Origin of the sequence: [Flexibacter] sp. ATCC 35208 (assembly GCF_001975825.1) — a bacterium.
Taxonomy (GTDB): domain Bacteria; phylum Bacteroidota; class Bacteroidia; order Chitinophagales; family Chitinophagaceae; genus Chitinophaga.
In genome coordinates, this window is record NZ_MTKN01000081.1 from 1 (window position 1) to 18475 (window position 18475).

Below are 18475 nucleotides of genomic sequence, written 5' to 3' on the forward strand. Positions count from 1 at the left end.
TTGACTTGCGCTACTACTTCTGTAAATCTTACCGCTTCTTCTAACGGCACGATTACATGGAATGGATATAGCGCAGGAGTTAATCCAATTGCAGTAACTGCTCCGGGTAAATACTATGTAACAGCTAAGGCTACGAATGGATGTACTACCACTGATAGTGTAACGGTACAACAAAACATCTCCCCTGCTGCCAACGTACAAGCTTCAAACAATGGCCCGCTGACCTGTACAAAAACAACCGTACAAATCACTGGCTCCTCTACATCATCCGATGTAACCTATAAATGGAGCGGCCCATCCAATTATACAGCTACTACAGCACAGGCAAATGTAACAACTGCAGGGACCTATACCCTGGTGGTCACTAACACCCAAAACGGATGTACCGCCACCACCAATACCCCTGTCACTCAAAACATCACGCCACCAGCCAATATCCAGGCATCCAACGACGGCCCTCTCACCTGTCAAAAAACAAACGTGATCATCACCGGTACCTCCTCCACAAACGGAACTACCTTCAGATGGACAGGGCCTAACAACTTTGTCGCCAACACCGCATCAGCCATTGTAACTACATCAGGCACTTATACCCTGTCAGTTACCAATCCGGACAACGGCTGCGTAGCCACCACCAATACACCTGTTATAAGTAACACCACTCTACCGACTGCCGTTATCCTGCCACCAGCGACAAATCCTGATCCACTATCAGTAGACCTCCTGAGTGCACAAAGCGTTTCCAATGCCAACTACCAATGGTCATTAGTCTCCTCCGATAACAGCTGGTTGATACTCGACGGCGCTCAAACAGCCACCGTCCTCTATCAATCAGGCAATCCAGATATCAGTGGCATATTTACTTTACAGGTTACCGACAAATCCAATGGATGCCAGAATACTGCCACATACACATTGAACACTGTTTCCGCTGCTTTGCAACAAACAGCCGCTTCGCTTGAATACAACGCATATCCAAATCCATTTACTGATGAATTATCCATTACTTTCAAATCACCTGTAAATGGAAAAATATCAGTAGAGATCTACAGTAATATGCAGGGTAACAGAGAAAGCCTCCTGTTCAACGAATATGTAAAAGCTGGTGAAGTGCATAAACTAACATACAGATCAATTAGCCTCCCCGCCGGCCTGCACTATTGTGTTATCCGTGCGAATGGTAAAGTTTACACTAAAAAACTAATCCTTATCAGATAAAACCTATGAGCCTGTATCTAAAATTGAAGTCAATCCAAAAGGTTAAAAATTTTGGGGGTATTTCAAAAAGATACAGGCTCTTTCTATTACGGATCATTATAGAAAAAGGTATCGCGCCAACAACTTCTACCGAGATCATTCTATACTGGTCCACGATAGAAACAACTGTCGCACTAACAAATTCTAAGGACGTCTTTTTATGTATGACACATCCCCTTTATTCAACTAAATCCCTGGAAAATGAAATGTAACCTTCTATTATTATTCCTATGCCTCCTCTCTGTCAGCTGGATGTACAAACCCACCCAACGCGCAGATGTAATCGCCATGGATGAATTAGTAAGAGCAGAAGAAGGTGGCCCCAACGGCATCATCTCCTTCCTCCTGCTAAACGGAACAACAGCACCCAGCGATATCACCATCACCTACTCCGTCAATGCCACAGTATCAGATCCGGCCACCAACGGCGTAGACTACACCACCCTCTCTGGTACCATTATCCTCAAAGCCGGTTATTCAGAAGCACAACTGATCATTGACGTCAATGACGACCTCCTGATCGAAGGAGACGAAAGCATTGAAATCGGTCTGCTCTCCGCAACTGATGCCGACGGCATCAGTTATCTCGGTACACAAAGAACCTTAACCGCTAAACTGATCGATAACGACAACCGCCTGGCCATTACCAAAACTACCGATGGTAAAGAACTCGGCAACGGAAACGCCAGCAATGGTGAATTTAAAATCAGCCTTCCGGGAACACTTACTTTTAATGAAGACATCCTGGTGAAATATACCATTGACGGCGCCAGCTCTGCCACCGGAGGCGCCGGGACTAGCTTCGACTACAATAACACCAATATGACAGGCGAAATCAAGCTACCTGCTAATACTAACAGCATAGCACTCCCTGTCCATGTAAATGACGATTACATCGTTGAACCCACCGAAACCGTCCAGGTGACCCTGCAATCCACAAGCCTCTCCTCTTCAGGAGCAATGACTTTCTCTGCCAGCTCCTCCGCTGTTGTAAATATTGAAGATGACGATGTTAACATCCCTATCGGTATTCAGTCTACCACAAACGGTAAAGAACCCGGTGGCACCGGCAATGATGGTAGCTTCTCCATCGGATGGCCCAATGGCACTTATACTACAGGCTTTGTGCTCGTGAGATTCACCATTACCGGCACCGCCACTAACGGAACAGATTATACAACTATCACCCTTACTAAAAATATTCCCGCAGGTACCAGCAATGTTCCAATTGCTGTAACTGTTAAAGACGATAACCTGATCGAAGGTCCGGAAACCGTTATCCTCACTATCACTGCATTCTCTGTAGGCACAGGCGTACCAGCTCTCACCACAGGTACCAGCGTCGGCACTGTTACCATCGCTGATGATGATTTCATGGCTTCGCAACAATGGAAGTCAGCCAGCTACACAGGAACAGCAGTAAAGGCAGGTGACGTGATTACTTATTCCCTTCATGTGCGCAATACCGGGAATGTGGTGTTGAATAATGTAAAGATCACAGATACGGTTCCGGCTCATACTGTTTTTAAAAATGCAGATGAAAGTATATCTCCTGATGCGGTTGGCAAACTGACATGGACTATTCCTGCTATCGCCGTCGGCTCTACCATCACACGAAACTTTTCTGTAACTGTGGCAAATGATCTGACCGGCGTCACCAATATTACCAATACCGGCAATGTTGATAACGGCGATGGTACAGGCAATCATCCTACTACCCCACCAGATCCGTTAAATCCTAATGAGCCGCAATCCAATCCGGATCCTAACGATCCTTCTACCGATGTTCCCGTTGATAATGGTGGTAAACAATCTGTGAGCTGGAAAAGTACTGACTTCACAGGCATCGCCAAACCCGGCGACGAAATCGTTTATCATATTCATGTACGTAATACAGGACATGTGGCATTGACTAATGTGATCGTTACCGATGCCATTCCTGACTATACCGAATTCGTAAGTGCAGATGAAAGCATTACTCCTGTGAATGGTAAACTGACCTGGACCATTACTGATATTCCTGTCGGCGCCGCAGATGTGATCCGAAGTTTTACGGTACGTGTAGTAAATGACCTGACTGGTGCTACCAGCATTACAAATACCGCTGGTGTAGATGATGGCGATGGCAGTGGCGAACATCCGACTGTACCTCCGGATCCTTCCAATAATGATCATCCAAAATCCAATCCTGATCCTAACGATCCCTCTGTTGATATTCCGATAGACAATGCAAAAAAATCTCTCAACTGGAAAAGCGCTGCTTATACCGGAACTGGCTCAGGAGGCATGGTGAAGACAAATGATGAAATCACTTATACTATACACGTCAGGAATACTGGAAATGTCGAATTGAACAATGTGATCATCACCGATACAATACCGGCATATACCGTATTTGTAAGTGCCGATGAAGGCATTACTCCCGTGAATGGTAAACTAACATGGACCATCACTGATATTCCCGTTGGCACTGCGGATGTGACCAGAAGTTTTAAAGTGAAAGTGGCACAGGACCTCACGAATGCCGGGTACATCACTAACACTGGATATGTAGATAACGGCGATGGCTCAGGCGATCATCCGACTACGCCATCCACCACAGGTAATCCGAATGAACCTATGACGAACCCGGATCCAAATGATCCATCCACAGAAATTCCTGTAGATAATGGCAAACAATCCCTGAACTGGAAAAGCGCCACCTACACACCTACCGGACCTAAAGGCGGTGTGACTACCGGTGATGAAGTTACTTACACCATTCACATCCGCAACAATGGAAGTATTAAGCTCGTCAATGTAAAAATTACGGACACGATTCCTGCCTACACCGATTTTGTCAGTGCAGATGAAAATATTCAACCCGTTAATGATGTACTGATCTGGACCATTCCGGAAATAGCCGTGGGTGCACCCGATGTGACGAGAAGCTTTAAGGTAAAAGTAACTACCGATCTTACCGGTGCCACCTTTATTACCAATACTGCTGCCGTGGACAATGGCAATGGCAAAGAAGATCAGCCAACGATTCCTGCTGATCCCGGAGACAATGATAATCCGGCTACTAATCCGCCACCGGGACCGTCTACGAACATCTCTGTAGACACGGTGGTAAACTGGGTCACCTGGAAAGTAGCCACTCCTGCCAGTAAAAAAGATAAAGTAATGCCTGCTGAAGAACTCACCTATCAGATCTACATCAGAAACACGGGTAATACCGCCATTGAAAATATCAAAATAACGGATGCCGTTCCTCAGTATACTACCTACATCAGCGCTACTGCTAATGGTACCTATAGTGAAAGCGATAATGCTGTAGCCTGGAATATTCCTGCTATGCCTGTAGGCAGCACAGCAGAAGTATCTATGATTGTTAAAACGATTGATAATCTCGACAGCATTCCCGTCATTACCAATACCGCTACCGTTACGGATGGTACCAACTCAAAACCAACGGCAGGCTGCGATCCGGCAGTAGATGGCTGCAGCGGGGATCCCGGCACTAATATCGAAACAACCCCGGGAAAAACAATATTGTCTTTTGCCAATGCCATGAGTCCGAACGGAGATGGTAAGAATGATTTCTTTGTGATCAAAGGACTGGAAAAATACCCACCCGCTCCCCTATTCGTGTTCAACCGCTGGGGCGATATGGTGTTCCAGTCAAAAGCATATCACAATGAATGGGATGGTGCCGGATTAAGCGAAGGCGTATACTACTATAAACTGGATGTAGACGAAGGCGATGGAATAAAACAATATACAGGATGGGTCATCTTAAAAAGAAAATGATCATGCGTACACTGATAGTTTTTTTATTGTTAACAGGGGCGTTGCAATCAACTGCACAGCAGAATGTGCAGTTCAGTCAATACATTTTCAATGGCCTCAGTGTGAATCCTGCATATGCCGGATATAAAAATGCGTGGTACCTGAACACGATCTACAGACAACAATGGACGGGGTTACCCGGTGCGCCGCGAACGGCAGGCGTGTCATTTGATGGTCCGTTACGTCATGATAAAGACAAGGCAGGAATGGGTCTGGGTGTACAGTTAATGGCTGATATGTCAGGGCCACAACAGGCATATTCTCTTTATGCCTCCTACTCTTACCAGATTCCGCTGAATGCGAATCGCACACAACACCTGAGTTTCGGTCTGGGTGTTGGCGTGGCTCAATATCATCTGGATGGTGAAAGTCTTCAGTACTTTGATGCGGAAGACCCCACCTTCCCGGGTGGAGGTGTCAATGCCCTTACTCCTGATGCCCGCTTTGGTATTTATTATCATTCTCCTTCCTTTTTTATCAGTGTGTCTGCATTGGATCTCTTTAGCCAATACCTCACTGCTGACTATAAATGGAAAGGATATAATTATGAAAATATCCGGAAGACAACGCACCTCTACCTGTCAACCGGTTGTATGCTTTCTTTGTCAGAGCAGTTGCAGCTAAAGCCGTCAGTCATGGTCAAAGATGATCTGAAAGGTCCGACAAATATAGATTTCAATGCTATGCTGCTAATCGATCGTGCATTTTGGATAGGCGGTTCTTATCGTACTGCATTGCCGGTATGGCGTAAAGATCTGCCGACGGGTCTGGAGGCGAAAAATGCTGCCAGTGCACTTGTTGAATTTTATATTTCTGACAACTACAGGATCGGGTATGCATATGATCTGAATCTGAATGAGCTGGCCGATGCACAGGGAGGCTCGCATGAAATCTCGATAGGTATTTTATTCCGTCCTAAAAGGTACAGTGTATCAAGTCCACGGTATTTTTAAAATCAGAAAAGATGTTGCGTAAACTTATAGTATTGCTGTTTATCCCTTTATTCAGTTATGGGCAGGAAGATAAAAGCCTGATAGAACTGGGGGACGAAGCATTTGCAAGACAGGAATATGCAGATGCGGCCAAATTGTATGGTCAGTTAGCTGACAGGAAAGGGAAAAAGGCACCATTGGTCTTACTGGACAAAACAGCAAATTGTTATGTAGCAATGGCGAGGTTTGAAGAAGCGGGTTATTGGTATTTCAGGATGTTGCAGCATCCCGGTTGTCCTTCGGCAGTAAATATGTTGTATGGGGAAACACAGATGAATATGGAACATTACGACTCTGCTAAAAAATACATTGCATTGTATACTACATCGAATACAGATAGTATGCAATGGAAGAACAGACTATTGGCAGGTTGTGATAGTGGGGTGCTCTGGAAGAAAAGTTCGCACTTCATGGCATTAGAGAATATTAAGGAACTGAGCACGCCTGGTGCTGATTGGATCAGTGGTGTGGTAAAAGATGGATTGCTGCTGGTTTCTAACGGATACCGGAAAATGTTGCTGACTACAGGGTCAGAGCGTCATCCTGAGATTGATCCACGGGTAGATCAGCCATATTTCAAACCATATGTATTTAAACAATATCAGAAAGGAAGTAATGCCAATACTTACCTGGAAGAAGTGCTGCCGAAACTACTGGGGAAATTACCATATCATGTAGGTCCGGTATGTTTTAATAACAGGGAGGATACTGTCTATGTGACCTTAAATGCAGATGTGTTTCACAAAACGAAAAAGGGGCCGATAAACGGGCAGCGTTTAATGTCGCTGTTCTGGGCTTTTAAGAAAGGTGATACATGGTCTGCACTTGCACCTGTTACTGAATTAAATGCACCGGGCAGTTATACGGGTAATGTCGTAATTAGTGGTCAGATACTTTACCTTGTATCAGACAGACCGGGTGGAGTGGGGAAGACAGATATATGGTATAGTGAGCGGAAGGCAAATGGAACGTGGGGGATGCCAAGGAACTGTGGGAATGTTATCAATACATCATCAGAAGAGACCTTTCCTACTGTCAATGAACCGGGGGTGCTTTATTTTTCAAGTAAAGGACATATTGGAATTGGTGGTTTTGATATTTTTCGTGCAGTGGGCAGTGGTGCTGAATGGAGTGAACCCGTGAACCTGAAAATGCCTTTTAATTCAGGTGGTGATGATCTGGGATTTATTATGAAGGACAATTACTATGAAGGTTATTTTGCGTCGAACAGGAATGGAGGGAATGGAGGGGATGATGTTTATCATTTTATGGATACGCATGTGACAGAGAAATTGGAGAATAAGCCGGAGGTGGCGGTGCAGAAGATGGTTGTACCAGAGCGGGGTGTACCAGAGGTGATTGTTCCAGAGATGACTGTTCCGGAGCTGGCAAAGGTGGAGACACCTTCATCTCCGCGAAAAACGCTTAGTGGGGAGGATAGTGCTGTTATTGATAAACTTGAACACATGTGCTTTTATTATGATTATAACAGTGCGATCCTGCTGACTAGTTCAAGAGAACTGCTGGACAGGGTAGCGAATGTGCTCAGGAATTATCCGCAATGGAAATTGATGGTACGGTCTTATACGGATAGTAGGGGTAGCAATGATTATAATATGGATCTGTCGGCTTTGAGATGTTATGCTGTGATTGATTACCTGATTAAAAGTGGGGTATCGCCAAAGAATCTTTATTATGAAAATCTTGGGGAGCAGGAGTTGGTAAATCCGTGTGCGGATGGGGTGCCTTGTGGGGAGGAGGAGCATAGGAGAAACAGGCGGTCGACGTTGAAGGTGTATTATTGAAGTTTAACACAAAAGAGGAAGCAAGCTTCCTCTTTTGTGTTAAATAGCGACTTAGTTACTGGAAACCGTTATAATCAATTAGCCCGGTGGCGATTATTTTTGTTGTGTCTTTTTTACAACCGGCCAAAATGATAATGAGTAGTGATGTTTATTATTCAGGATGTGTGTTTTTTCTAAATAATAAAATACTGGTCACGATCATGTAAACGACTGTCAGACCGTGGATAAGCAGGTGTTGGATGTCTTTTGCACCATTGGTCATCAAGACAATACAAAAGTCATTAGCCGGTATGATGATGGCAGCTGTTAAAGCCAATGCAGCAGATCGGCGCATTTTCAGGAATAGAAATGGGAGTAGCATTAGTCCGGAAAAGATGTCGCGTATGCCCTTTATTCTTCCGTATGGCAGGTCTTCAACACCCGATATAGGAATTCCAAAACCATTGGCACCTACGGAAGGTGCTATTATAAATCTGCCGCCGATGAAGATGATTCCTGCTGCCAGTAAGAGTGTCATCCAATAAGATGCTGAATTAAATCCCCAGTTTTTGTTTGTTTTCATTGTGTTATGAATTAATAACACAAAATTGAAGCATTAGCGGATCCTTTTCATGCACCTGGGTTAATAAATAAGTCGCTTGCGGATCCGGCTTAAAGATTGGGGTTTGACACCTACATAAGAAGCGATATAATATTGGGGGATACGCTGCGCAATGTCAAAATAAGTCTGAACAAACTTTTGATAGCGTGCCTGGGGTTTATCGTTGTATAATGAGGATAATTGTGCTACCGCATTGATATAAACCTGTTCTATGGCTAAACGTCCGAACCTTTCACCCTGAGGAACCTGCTGATAGAACTTTTGCAGATCATCATAGCTGATCACCCAGGCGGTTGTTGTTTCTAAAGCCTGTATATTCGTAATTGCAGGTATTTTTGGTAGGAAGCTGGGATAGTCGCACACCCACTCCCCTTCTTTATTAAAATAGAAGGTTTGCTCTTCGCCGTTATTCCTCAGGTAATATCTTACTATTCCTTTTTCGATGAATACTACACGGCGGCAAATTTGGCCTTCCTGTAAGATATGCTCATCTTTATCTATCACTATTTTTTGAAATAGGCTATTGATGATTTTTTCATCTGCGGGAGATAGTGGCACAATAGATTTGATATTTTCGATAAGCAGGTTCATCTGAATTATTTACGTGGTTATAAATTTACACATTTTCCCTGTAGGCGCTAATAGATAGAAAATTGTTAACTTCCGACTGATGAACGAATCCGAAATATTAGTTGGTTTTCATATCAGAAGGGCGCATTACGATACTTACCTTCAGGCAAATGATATTCATTTATACACTTGCCCTGGGTGTGGGTTCCCTACGCTTACAGCGAGGGGTGAATTTGATATATGCAGCATCTGTAATTGGGAAGATGATGGACAGGATGACCATGCGAAGAGTATTTTAGAAGGATTGCAAACTGAAGGGGTTTTCATTTCAGGGCCGAATGGCAATTTGTCTTTGACGGCGAATAGGATTAATATTGGTCGTATGCTGGAAAGCAATATTGAACTGATTGATGGGGAGGTTGATTTCGATACGGCAAGGGTGTTGCGGACAATTGAATTTTATGAGCGGCGCAGGCAGGATATAGAAGATAGAATGACGGGAGACGAACTACCGCAGGACCATATCTGGATAGAATGGAAAGAGGTAAGTAAAGATCTGCTGGCGGCGCTGGTGGTGCCGAAGTTGTGATGGAGGTGTGGGGAGGCAACTTACCGAATTTTTTGATGAAATAACGCAATGGCCCTACACATATCATTATTCTTACCAATATGGGAAAAGTGGTTTCCCCTTCCATACCAGACAACACCGGGTATTATTATAAGCTAAAAAAGTACTACTATTAAATGTCATAATAAATATTCACTACACCCCAAAATATATCCAGATAAAATCATAGTAGCTAAGGAGAAAGGTGGTTAAAACGCAAAAATGAAGTGGAATACCCATCTCGCATGCTGGCTAAAAAAGTATTTTTTTTAGATAAACAAGTATTATCATGAATTGATTAAGAAGTTATAGATTTGTTAACATAAATATTCCACTATATGAAACTAAACTTTAGAATCACCCTATCACAACATTTTCCACAAAACATCAAAAAGAAAGCGAGTTAATCAAACTGGCATTTCATTATTACTACTAATTGACTGTATCACCAGATACAGCGATGGGGGCATTTTATCTGTCAGTCAAAAAAAGATTAGACACATTTTTCTACATCAAACATGTACACAATACATGTTAATATAATCAAACTATGCAAAAAGTCTTACTATTTGTAGTGTTGATTGCATTAATGATTTCAAATCCAGGCACTCTCCGGGCTCAAAACAATCCACGGGTCATTAAGGGGACTATTTCAGACAATAAAGGATTAAAGTTGCCTGGAGCGACGATCGTTGTGAAAAACAACACCAAAATTTCCACGATGACTGACGGTAACGGTCAGTTCACCATCTCTGTACCAGAGCAGGAAAAAACCTTGCTGGTTTCATTCATCGGAATGAAACCTCAGGAAATTAATATCGGTAACAAGACTACTCTGAATGTAGTATTGGAATACACCAGTACTACTCTGAGCGATGTCGTTGTGATCGGTTATGGTACACAGAAAAAATCTGATGTGAATGGTGCTATCAGCTCTATTAAAAGCGACCAGATCGCGAACATTCCACAGGTAAGTATGGACCAGATCTTACAAGGTAAAATTTCTGGTGTCACCATCACACAAAACAGTGGTGCTCCCGGAAGCGAAACTTCTGTGAACATCAGGGGTATCACTTCTTTAAGTTTATCCAATGAGCCGCTGTATGTGATCGATGGTGTACCTATCTCTGGCGATGCTACCAACTCAAGTACAAGTGGTCGCACAGTACAGTTAAGCAGTGCGGGCAATGATGCTGCCAGTGGTAGAGCGGTAAGCCCGCTGGCCATGATCAACCCCAGCGATATCGAGTCTATCGATGTGCTGAAAGACGCTTCTGCAACCGCCATTTATGGTGCAAGAGCTTCTAATGGTGTGATCATCGTTACGACCAAGAGAGGTAAAGCTGGTACCGCAAGAGTAGCCTATGATGGATTCTATGGTGTGCAGGAACAGGGAAAGTTCCTGGATATGATGAACCTGAGACAATATGCCAAATTCCAGAATGTACTGGCGGATCTGGCAGGTACTACACGGAGAGGAGAATTTGCCAACCCTGACTTACTGGGTGAAGGGACCAACTGGCAGGATGCGATCTTCAGATCTGCTCCTATGCAAAGTCACCAGTTATCTGTATCAGGGGCGAAGGATGGTACCGATTATTATATCTCCGGTGGCTATCTGAACCAGGAAGGGACTATTATCGGTAATGACTTTAACCGCTATACTTTCAGAACAAATGTGAACAGCCAGGTAAAACCGTGGTTTAAAGCCGGTACTGCTATGAATGCCAGCCGTAGTGAACAACACGCTACGCTGGGCGATAATACCGGTATTATTTATAACGCATTGCTCAATGCTCCAGATCAGCCTGTATATAATGCGGATGGTTCCTATGCCGGACCTTCCAGTACGACAGAAGGTACGATCAACCCTGTAGCGCAGGCCATGAGTATCACCAACAACCTTGTCCGCTATAATATCAATGCTACCCTTTACGCCGATATGAAACTCTACAAAGATCTGACCCTGAGATCAGAATTAAATGGAGACTTCAACTGGTCAAATGCGAAAGTATACTTACCTACCTATAAATGGGGTGCCTATACAAATGAAACCGCACAGCTGACTGAATACATGGCTAATTCTCAATATTGGGGCTGGAAGGAATACCTCACCTATGCACATCAATTCGGCACAAAACATAGCGTGACGGCTATGTTAGGGCATGAAGTGACGAAGTCTACCTGGGGTGGTGTGACTGCCAGCATCAAAGGTTTTGTAGCCGGGGATGACGACAACAACCAGACCCTGGGGAATGGTACTGCCTCTACCGCTACTGTAGGTGAATATAAGGGGCAGCAAACCATGGAGTCTTTCTTTGCGCGTGGTATCTATACTTATGATAACAAATATAGCCTGACTGCCACAGTCCGTTCTGACAGATCCTCCAAATTTGCAGATGGTCACCAGACAGGGTATTTCCCTTCTTTCGCTGCATCATGGAGAATTTCTGAAGAACCTTTCATGACTAAAGTAAAAGAGGTGGCTGACAACATCAAAATCCGTGTAGGATATGGTGAAGTCGGTAACCAGAATGTGGCCAACTATAAATACGGCGCTGCACTTGCCACCGTGAGCACTGGTCTGGGTACCGGGTTCCTGGTAGATAAAGTGGAAAACGTAAAACTGACATGGGAAGCTGCACAACAAACTGATGCAGGTATTGACTTTAGCCTGCTTAGAGGCCGGGTAGATGTGATCTTTGACTACTTCTACAAGACATCCAAGAACTTCATCTTCCAACAGGCGTTGCCCGGTTATGTGTTAGGCGGTACTGCTGAATATTCCAGTGGTGCTGTGGTAGGTGCTCCATACATCAATGGAGGTAAAATCAGCAACAGAGGTTTTGACTTTACAATCACTACCCATAATATCAATAAGAAAGACTTTACCTGGAATACCACTGTGACCTTCTCTCACTTCAAAAACAAGGTCGAATCTCTGGCCGCCGGTACACCTTATATCGACAAGAGTATTACAGTCAGTTACCTGAGCTTACCCGCTACCCGTACCATCGAAGGTGGAGAAGTAGGTGCATTTTATGGATATAAAACAAAAGGTATCTTCAAAACTGCCGAGCAGTTGAAAAATGCACCGTTACAGTTTGGCAGAAGTGTTGAAAATGCAAGCGGTGGTACCTGGTTAGGTGATATTCAATACGTAGATGTAAATGGTGATGGTGTGATTAACTCAAGTGATCAAACTATATTGGGAAGTCCTAATCCTACGTTCACTTATGGTATTACCAACACCTTCTCTTATAAAGGATTTGACCTGTCTATCTTCCTGAATGGTTCTTATGGTGGTAAAATTCTGAATGCGCTGAAATATTCAACAGCGGGATTATCTTCTCTGTATCAGAACCAAATGGCTTATACGGCTAACTTCTGGTCCGAAGAAAATCCAAATTCAGACATCCCTGCCCCAAGGATCGGGGATAATCCAAACTTATACAACTCTGATCGCTTCATTGAAAGCGCTTCTTATCTGAAGATACAGAACGTAATGCTGGGATATACATTGCCTTCTGAGTGGGTGAAAAGGGCGAGATTTAGCAAGGCTAAATTCTATGTAAGCGGACAAAACCTATACACTTTCACGAACTACTCAGGTCTGGATCCGGAAGTAGGTCAGAACAACCAAAGTGTATTCCTTCGCAACGTAGACCTTGGCCGGTATCCAGCTGCCCGCACGATCACTTTTGGTGTCAATGCAGAGTTTTAATCTAATTAAACTAAGTTAAAATGAAAACAATCATATCACTGCTAACTGTATTTTTATTGACGAGTTGCAGTAAAGATTTTTTCAATGGTACACCTCAGGATGGTGTAACCGTAGATGCCTACTATAAAACAGACGCCCAGGTAACCGCCAGTACAAATGCTTTATATAGTGTGCCCTGGTTTGGATGGGTGGGAAAAGCAGGATTGGGCATCTCTGAATTGTCTTCTGGTAATGCACGTTCTTATTCCTCCGATGTGATCAACTTTCAGGACTGGACGGCGACTAATGTGAATGCAGAAGTGGTAAACGCCTGGAACTCCCTTTTTACAGTAGTGGCACAGTGTAATGCTGTGATCAAAAACCTGAATGAAAAGGCGTCTTCTTCTGTAAGTACAGATGTGCTGAACAATGCGCTGGGCGAAGCTCACCTGATGAGGGCACTGGCTTACTTTCACCTGGTGCGCATCTTCGGTGCAGTACCTATTATAGAAGATTATACAGAATATATCAGTAACTACAAGGTGCATCGCAACCTGGTAACAGATGTCTACAAATTCATACTGATAGATCTTGAATTTGCAGAAAAGAACTGTTATACTATGACAAGAAGCTCTTCCTATTCTTCACAGGGAAGGGTATCCAGCGGCTCCGCCAGTGCCCTGATGGCCAAGGTATACCTATACATGCAGGATTATACCAACGCCCGTGCCAAGGCAGAAAAAGTGATCAGTAGCGGTGAATTCCGGTTGTATGGTGCGGATGTAACCGGCGTTACCTTCAACGACCTGTTCAAAACTGCGAATAACAACAACGAAGAATCTGTGATTCAACTGCAATGGGCTACGAATGCTACCTATGGACAAGCGAACCCCGCACAGTCCCTGTTGGCCTACACGACTACTATCTCCGGTTTTGGCGATGGATGGGGCGTGCTCTCACCCACCTTCGATCTGCTCGATATGTATGATGACGGAGATGCACGTAAACATGCTACTGTGATGGTGCCTGGTGATACTTACAGTGAAATACATTCTTCCGATGGTGGATTTACCGTAGGTTCAGATTGTAATCCTGGTGGCACACACACCGGTACGAAAAAATATGTAGTAGGGAATGCAAGTGATAATGGTGGTGTAGGTGGTTCACAGGCCATGCCCAACAATACTTACATGATGCGTTACTCCGATGTATTGCTGATCTACGCTGAGGCTATTATGGCCGGTGCATCCTCTTCTTCAGACGCTACTGCGCTGGCAGCATTGAATAAGGTACGTAACAGGTCCGGATTGACAAGTCTGACCCAGATCAAAAGAGGATATTACACGGCTAATGCCGCTTACAATGCAACTACTAATCCCAATGCGCCCACCACATTATACAGAGATGATATCCTGGATGAGCGCAGAAGAGAGTTTGCTTTTGAAGATGATTTCTGGTATGACCTGGGGCGTATAGATGGTTACAATGCCACGGCTCACCCACTTGCTATCCTGCTGATCAAACAGCAGGACAGAGGCACTTCAGATAACAGTACGGTTCCTGTTCGTTATGGTAATGGTTATTTAACACCAACGAATGACGACTTCCTGTTCCCGATCCCTGCTGTGGAAATCACGGCTAATCCATTACTGTCAGAAGCGCCAGTAGCTTATGACTTTTAAAGAATAAAAACATGAAAAATACTATTGTTTTTACCTTATTAATGCTTTTCGTGTTCGCATCCTGTAAAAAGGAAGAGGATTCATCTGCACCCGTGATCACCCGCATCAGAACACTTAGCAAGACAGATACGGTCACTGTTACCAAACAAGTGACATTAGATTCGTCTGTTACGACCACTTCATCTATGGTGGTAGCTGCTGATTCTACTATTACTTCCGGTTCTATCAGTAATCAATATGGGATCGTAGGTCAGCACCTGAAAACGACAATGAAGATCTACATCAATGGGGTGAGTATCTATTTCAATCCAACATTGGTTACAGATGAGCTGATCATATTTACCATTCCTACTACAGTATCTTATAGTACAAGTACGACTACCAACAAGATCACTGTTGTAACCATGCATGGTAGTGTGGATTATGATTTCACTGTCGCTCAACCGGCTGCCGTGATCAGTAGCTTTACACCTGCTGCGGGAGATGCCGGCACAGAGGTAACCATCACAGGTACTTATTTTGACAATTTAACCGGGGTGAAATTTGGCGATGTAACGGCAGAAATTGTTTCTTCCACTTCTACCCAGATCGTTGTCAAAGTACCGGATGGTATCGTGCAGGAATATATTTATGTCACTACACCGGGAGGTACTTCATCCTCTGCCACCAAATTCGGTTTCCAACATATCATTTATGATGATGCTTTGGCTGCGAACTGGGCTGACTGGAGCTGGAGTGTAAACAATGATTTTGCCAATACATCTCCTGTAAAACGTGGTACCTATTCTATAAAGGCGGCCTTTACTTCCGGCTGGGGAGGGGTATCTCTCGCTAACACCGGTTCTGCCAAAGACCTGAGTTCCTGTACCGCATTGAAGATATCCATTTATGGTGGTGCTGATACGGATGGGAATACCGTAAATATCGTGGTGAACAGTGATTATAGCAATGTTAAAACATTGACGCTGACAGCCGGTAAATGGACAGACTATACCGTATTATTAACAGAGGTTGGGTCTCCTACTACGCTGACATCACTGGTGATACAGGAATCCAGTGGTACAGCAGAGACCATCTATCTCGATGATATTGGCTTCCTGTAATTGTAGCATAACAGAAAGGGTGTATTCTGGTAAGAATACATCCTTTTTTGTACCGGCCAGGATGGTGTAGTATTATCAAAGAATTAATCATACAAAGGTCCTCACACCCATAGAAGAAGTGTATTCCTGTCTGAACTCTTTGGGTGTACAACCTTTTTTCTTTTTAAATATCCTGTTGAAGTTAGAGATGTTGTTGAAACCACTTTTATAGGCGATCTCACTAATAGTATGCGTTGTGTCGATCAGCATGCGGGAAGCATGTCCTAAACGAATCTCCAACAGGGTATCTACAAAGGTCTGACCGATCTTCATCTTAAAGAAACGGCTGAAGGCAACATTGGTCATAGCTGCAATCTTCGCAGCTTCTCTGAGTGTGACGTTCTTGTCGAAATTCTCATTCAGGTATTTCATGATCTTTTCGATACGACGGCTATTGTAGGCAAGGGTCTCAACAGGCACGAAACCTGAATCAGACAGGATCCGCATATTCCGGGAAGTAGACAGGTCATGCAGGATAGACATCAGTTCAAGTACAGAGTCAAATCCATGTTTTTTGGGTAACTGAACAAGCCGGGGCATAATCATCCTGGTAGTCTCTTTAGAGAAAAGGATACCCCGCAAAGAACGTTCAAACATGTTGCGGATAAAGTTCATCTGATTACGCTGAAGGAACTTTGCATCGAACAGGTCGCGGTGGAATTGTATGGTGATCTCTGTAAGCTGACCTCCCATAAAATGATGATTGAACCATCCATGATGAAGATTAGGTCCAACCAGTACTAATTCAAGCTCACCTATTTCTTCTATATGATCACCAATGATCCTTTTGGCACCGGCGGCATTTTGAATAAAATTCAATTCAAATTCTTCGTGGTAATGTAGGGGGAAATCGAATTCTTTTTTCTCTCTTGAAAAGAGGGTAAAACAGTCGCTTTGTGTGAGTGGTGTAATTTCTCTTAATAAATGCTCTTTCATGAATAATAAAGTATTACTTCAACATAAACAGTAAACATTTGAAATTTAGATACTTGTGGGTTAAATAAAATAATTCGACTGTTTAAGTATAATAAATAGATAAAAGAGTATTAAAGAAGAGTTAAAAATAACAGCAATTTTGTATAATATTATTAAACGTTATGAGCATTTAATCCGCAATTAAGAATTCCACTTGCTTAATTTAAAATCACTTTAAGATGCTAAAAAATATTTGTAGTATGATGATTGGTCTGGCATTTTCAGCGCATGCATTTGCGCAGGATTTTCCGGCTGATAAACAGGCTACACTGGAAACGGTTAATCTATACAGGAACCTGAAAAAACTGCCGGAAAAAGGATATCTTTTCGGCCACCAGGATGACCTGGCCTATGGGGTGAACTGGCGATATAAATCAGGTGCCAGTGATGTGAAAGAAGTGACCGGAGATTATCCGGCACTGTATGGCTGGGACCTGGGTGGTATAGAATCGGGAAAAGACGCTAACCTCGATCAGGTACCCTTCAAAAAGATCCGTAAGTATATCCAGGAAGCATATGAAAGAGGAGGTGTTTCCACCATCAGCTGGCATGTTACAAGTCCCATTGGAGCAGAAAAAGGTGCGTGGGATACAACGCATGGTACGGTGCGGGCTATACTTCCCGGTGGCGCCGAACATGCGAAATACAAAGAATGGCTGGATAATGTAGCTGCCTTTTTAGCTTCCCTGAAAGGTAAAAAAGGAGAAGCGATCCCTATCTTATTCCGCCCCTATCATGAGCTGACCGGCACCTGGTTCTGGTGGGGACAAAATGCCTGTTCTGCAGACGAATTCATTACGCTATGGCGTTTCACCATTTACTATCTGCAGCAGGTAAAACAATTACACAACTTATTGTACGTATACAATACCGGCGGTGAATTTACCAGAGAACAATTCCTTTCCAGGTATCCGGGTGATGATATGGTGGACGTTGTCAGCTTTGATACCTATCAATGGGATGATCCTGCTACCAGCAACAATTTTATGAAACAGACCAATGCGCAGCTGGCGATATTGGAAACCATCGCGAAAGAAAAGAACAAAATCTCAGCATTGGCAGAGACGGGATATGAAGCGGTTCCTTATGCACAATGGTGGACCAAAACACTGACGGATGCGATTGGGGATCATCACATTGCCTATACCCTACTCTGGCGTAACCATGGTTACAACGAATGGATGAAAAAGATGCATTACTATGTACCTTTCAAAGGACAGGTATCTGCTGACGACTTTATAATTTATTATAACCAGGATAGAACGCTGTTCCAGAAAGATGCGGCTGCACTGTCCCTATACAAGTAATGC

Annotated in this window: 12 protein-coding genes; 9 read left to right on the forward strand and 3 right to left on the reverse strand. The window is 43.7% G+C overall.

What is annotated here, in order from left to right:
* The 4 genes from BW716_RS30870 to BW716_RS30890 form a co-directional block, all read left to right on the forward strand.
* The coding region (locus BW716_RS30870) for a T9SS type A sorting domain-containing protein (RefSeq protein WP_179091303.1) at nucleotides 1-1218 on the forward strand (1218 nt) is incomplete at its 5' end.
* 240 nt (nucleotides 1219-1458) lie between these two features.
* Entirely contained in the window at nucleotides 1459-5049 is a 3591-nt protein-coding gene (locus BW716_RS30880) for a gliding motility-associated C-terminal domain-containing protein (protein WP_083729223.1), read from the forward strand.
* Nucleotides 5050-5051: 2 nt separating this feature from the next.
* Nucleotides 5052-6041 (forward strand): type IX secretion system membrane protein PorP/SprF, encoded by a 990-nt coding sequence (locus tag BW716_RS30885; RefSeq protein WP_179091304.1) that lies wholly within the window; start codon nucleotides 5052-5054, stop codon nucleotides 6039-6041.
* An 11-nt stretch (nucleotides 6042-6052) separates the two neighbouring features.
* Complete coding sequence (locus BW716_RS30890; RefSeq protein WP_083729227.1) at nucleotides 6053-7885, forward strand: OmpA family protein; 1833 nt, start codon at nucleotides 6053-6055, stop codon at nucleotides 7883-7885.
* 151 nt (nucleotides 7886-8036) lie between these two features.
* Here BW716_RS30890 and BW716_RS30895 read toward each other — a convergent pair whose 3' ends face one another.
* Together BW716_RS30895 and BW716_RS30900 are read right to left on the reverse strand one after the other, a co-directional pair.
* The gene (locus tag BW716_RS30895; protein ID WP_083729229.1) at nucleotides 8037-8447 is read right to left on the reverse strand and encodes a DUF4267 domain-containing protein; all 411 of its coding nucleotides are present in this window, start codon (nucleotides 8445-8447) and stop codon (nucleotides 8037-8039) included.
* A 60-nt stretch (nucleotides 8448-8507) separates the two neighbouring features.
* Nucleotides 8508-9077 (reverse strand): Crp/Fnr family transcriptional regulator, encoded by a 570-nt coding sequence (locus tag BW716_RS30900; RefSeq protein WP_083729231.1) that lies wholly within the window; start codon nucleotides 9075-9077, stop codon nucleotides 8508-8510.
* A gap of 79 nt (nucleotides 9078-9156) precedes the next feature.
* On the opposite strand from BW716_RS30900, the gene BW716_RS30905 reads away from it, so the two are divergent.
* The 4 genes from BW716_RS30905 (at nucleotide 9157) to BW716_RS30920 (ending at nucleotide 16151) form a co-directional block, all read left to right on the forward strand.
* Nucleotides 9157-9645 carry a CPCC family cysteine-rich protein gene (locus tag BW716_RS30905; RefSeq protein ID WP_083729233.1) on the forward strand — a complete coding sequence of 163 codons (489 nt, stop codon included), beginning with the start codon at nucleotides 9157-9159 and terminating at the stop codon, nucleotides 9643-9645.
* A 568-nt stretch (nucleotides 9646-10213) separates the two neighbouring features.
* Nucleotides 10214-13387 (forward strand): TonB-dependent receptor, encoded by a 3174-nt coding sequence (locus tag BW716_RS30910; RefSeq protein WP_083729235.1) that lies wholly within the window; start codon nucleotides 10214-10216, stop codon nucleotides 13385-13387.
* Nucleotides 13388-13407: 20 nt separating this feature from the next.
* Nucleotides 13408-15048 (forward strand): RagB/SusD family nutrient uptake outer membrane protein, encoded by a 1641-nt coding sequence (locus BW716_RS30915; RefSeq protein WP_083729237.1) that lies wholly within the window; start codon nucleotides 13408-13410, stop codon nucleotides 15046-15048.
* An 11-nt stretch (nucleotides 15049-15059) separates the two neighbouring features.
* Nucleotides 15060-16151 (forward strand): IPT/TIG domain-containing protein, encoded by a 1092-nt coding sequence (locus BW716_RS30920; RefSeq protein ID WP_083729239.1) that lies wholly within the window; start codon nucleotides 15060-15062, stop codon nucleotides 16149-16151.
* Between the two features lie 87 nt (nucleotides 16152-16238).
* On the opposite strand, the gene BW716_RS30925 is transcribed toward BW716_RS30920, so the two are convergent.
* Nucleotides 16239-17126, reverse strand: a complete 888-nt coding sequence (locus tag BW716_RS30925) for an AraC family transcriptional regulator (protein WP_083729241.1) — start codon at nucleotides 17124-17126, stop codon at nucleotides 16239-16241.
* A gap of 218 nt (nucleotides 17127-17344) precedes the next feature.
* Here BW716_RS30925 and BW716_RS30930 point away from each other — a divergent pair, with 218 nt between their 5' ends.
* Nucleotides 17345-18472 (forward strand): glycoside hydrolase family 26 protein, encoded by a 1128-nt coding sequence (locus BW716_RS30930; protein ID WP_083729243.1) that lies wholly within the window; start codon nucleotides 17345-17347, stop codon nucleotides 18470-18472.
* Nucleotides 18473-18475 lie beyond the last annotated feature (3 nt).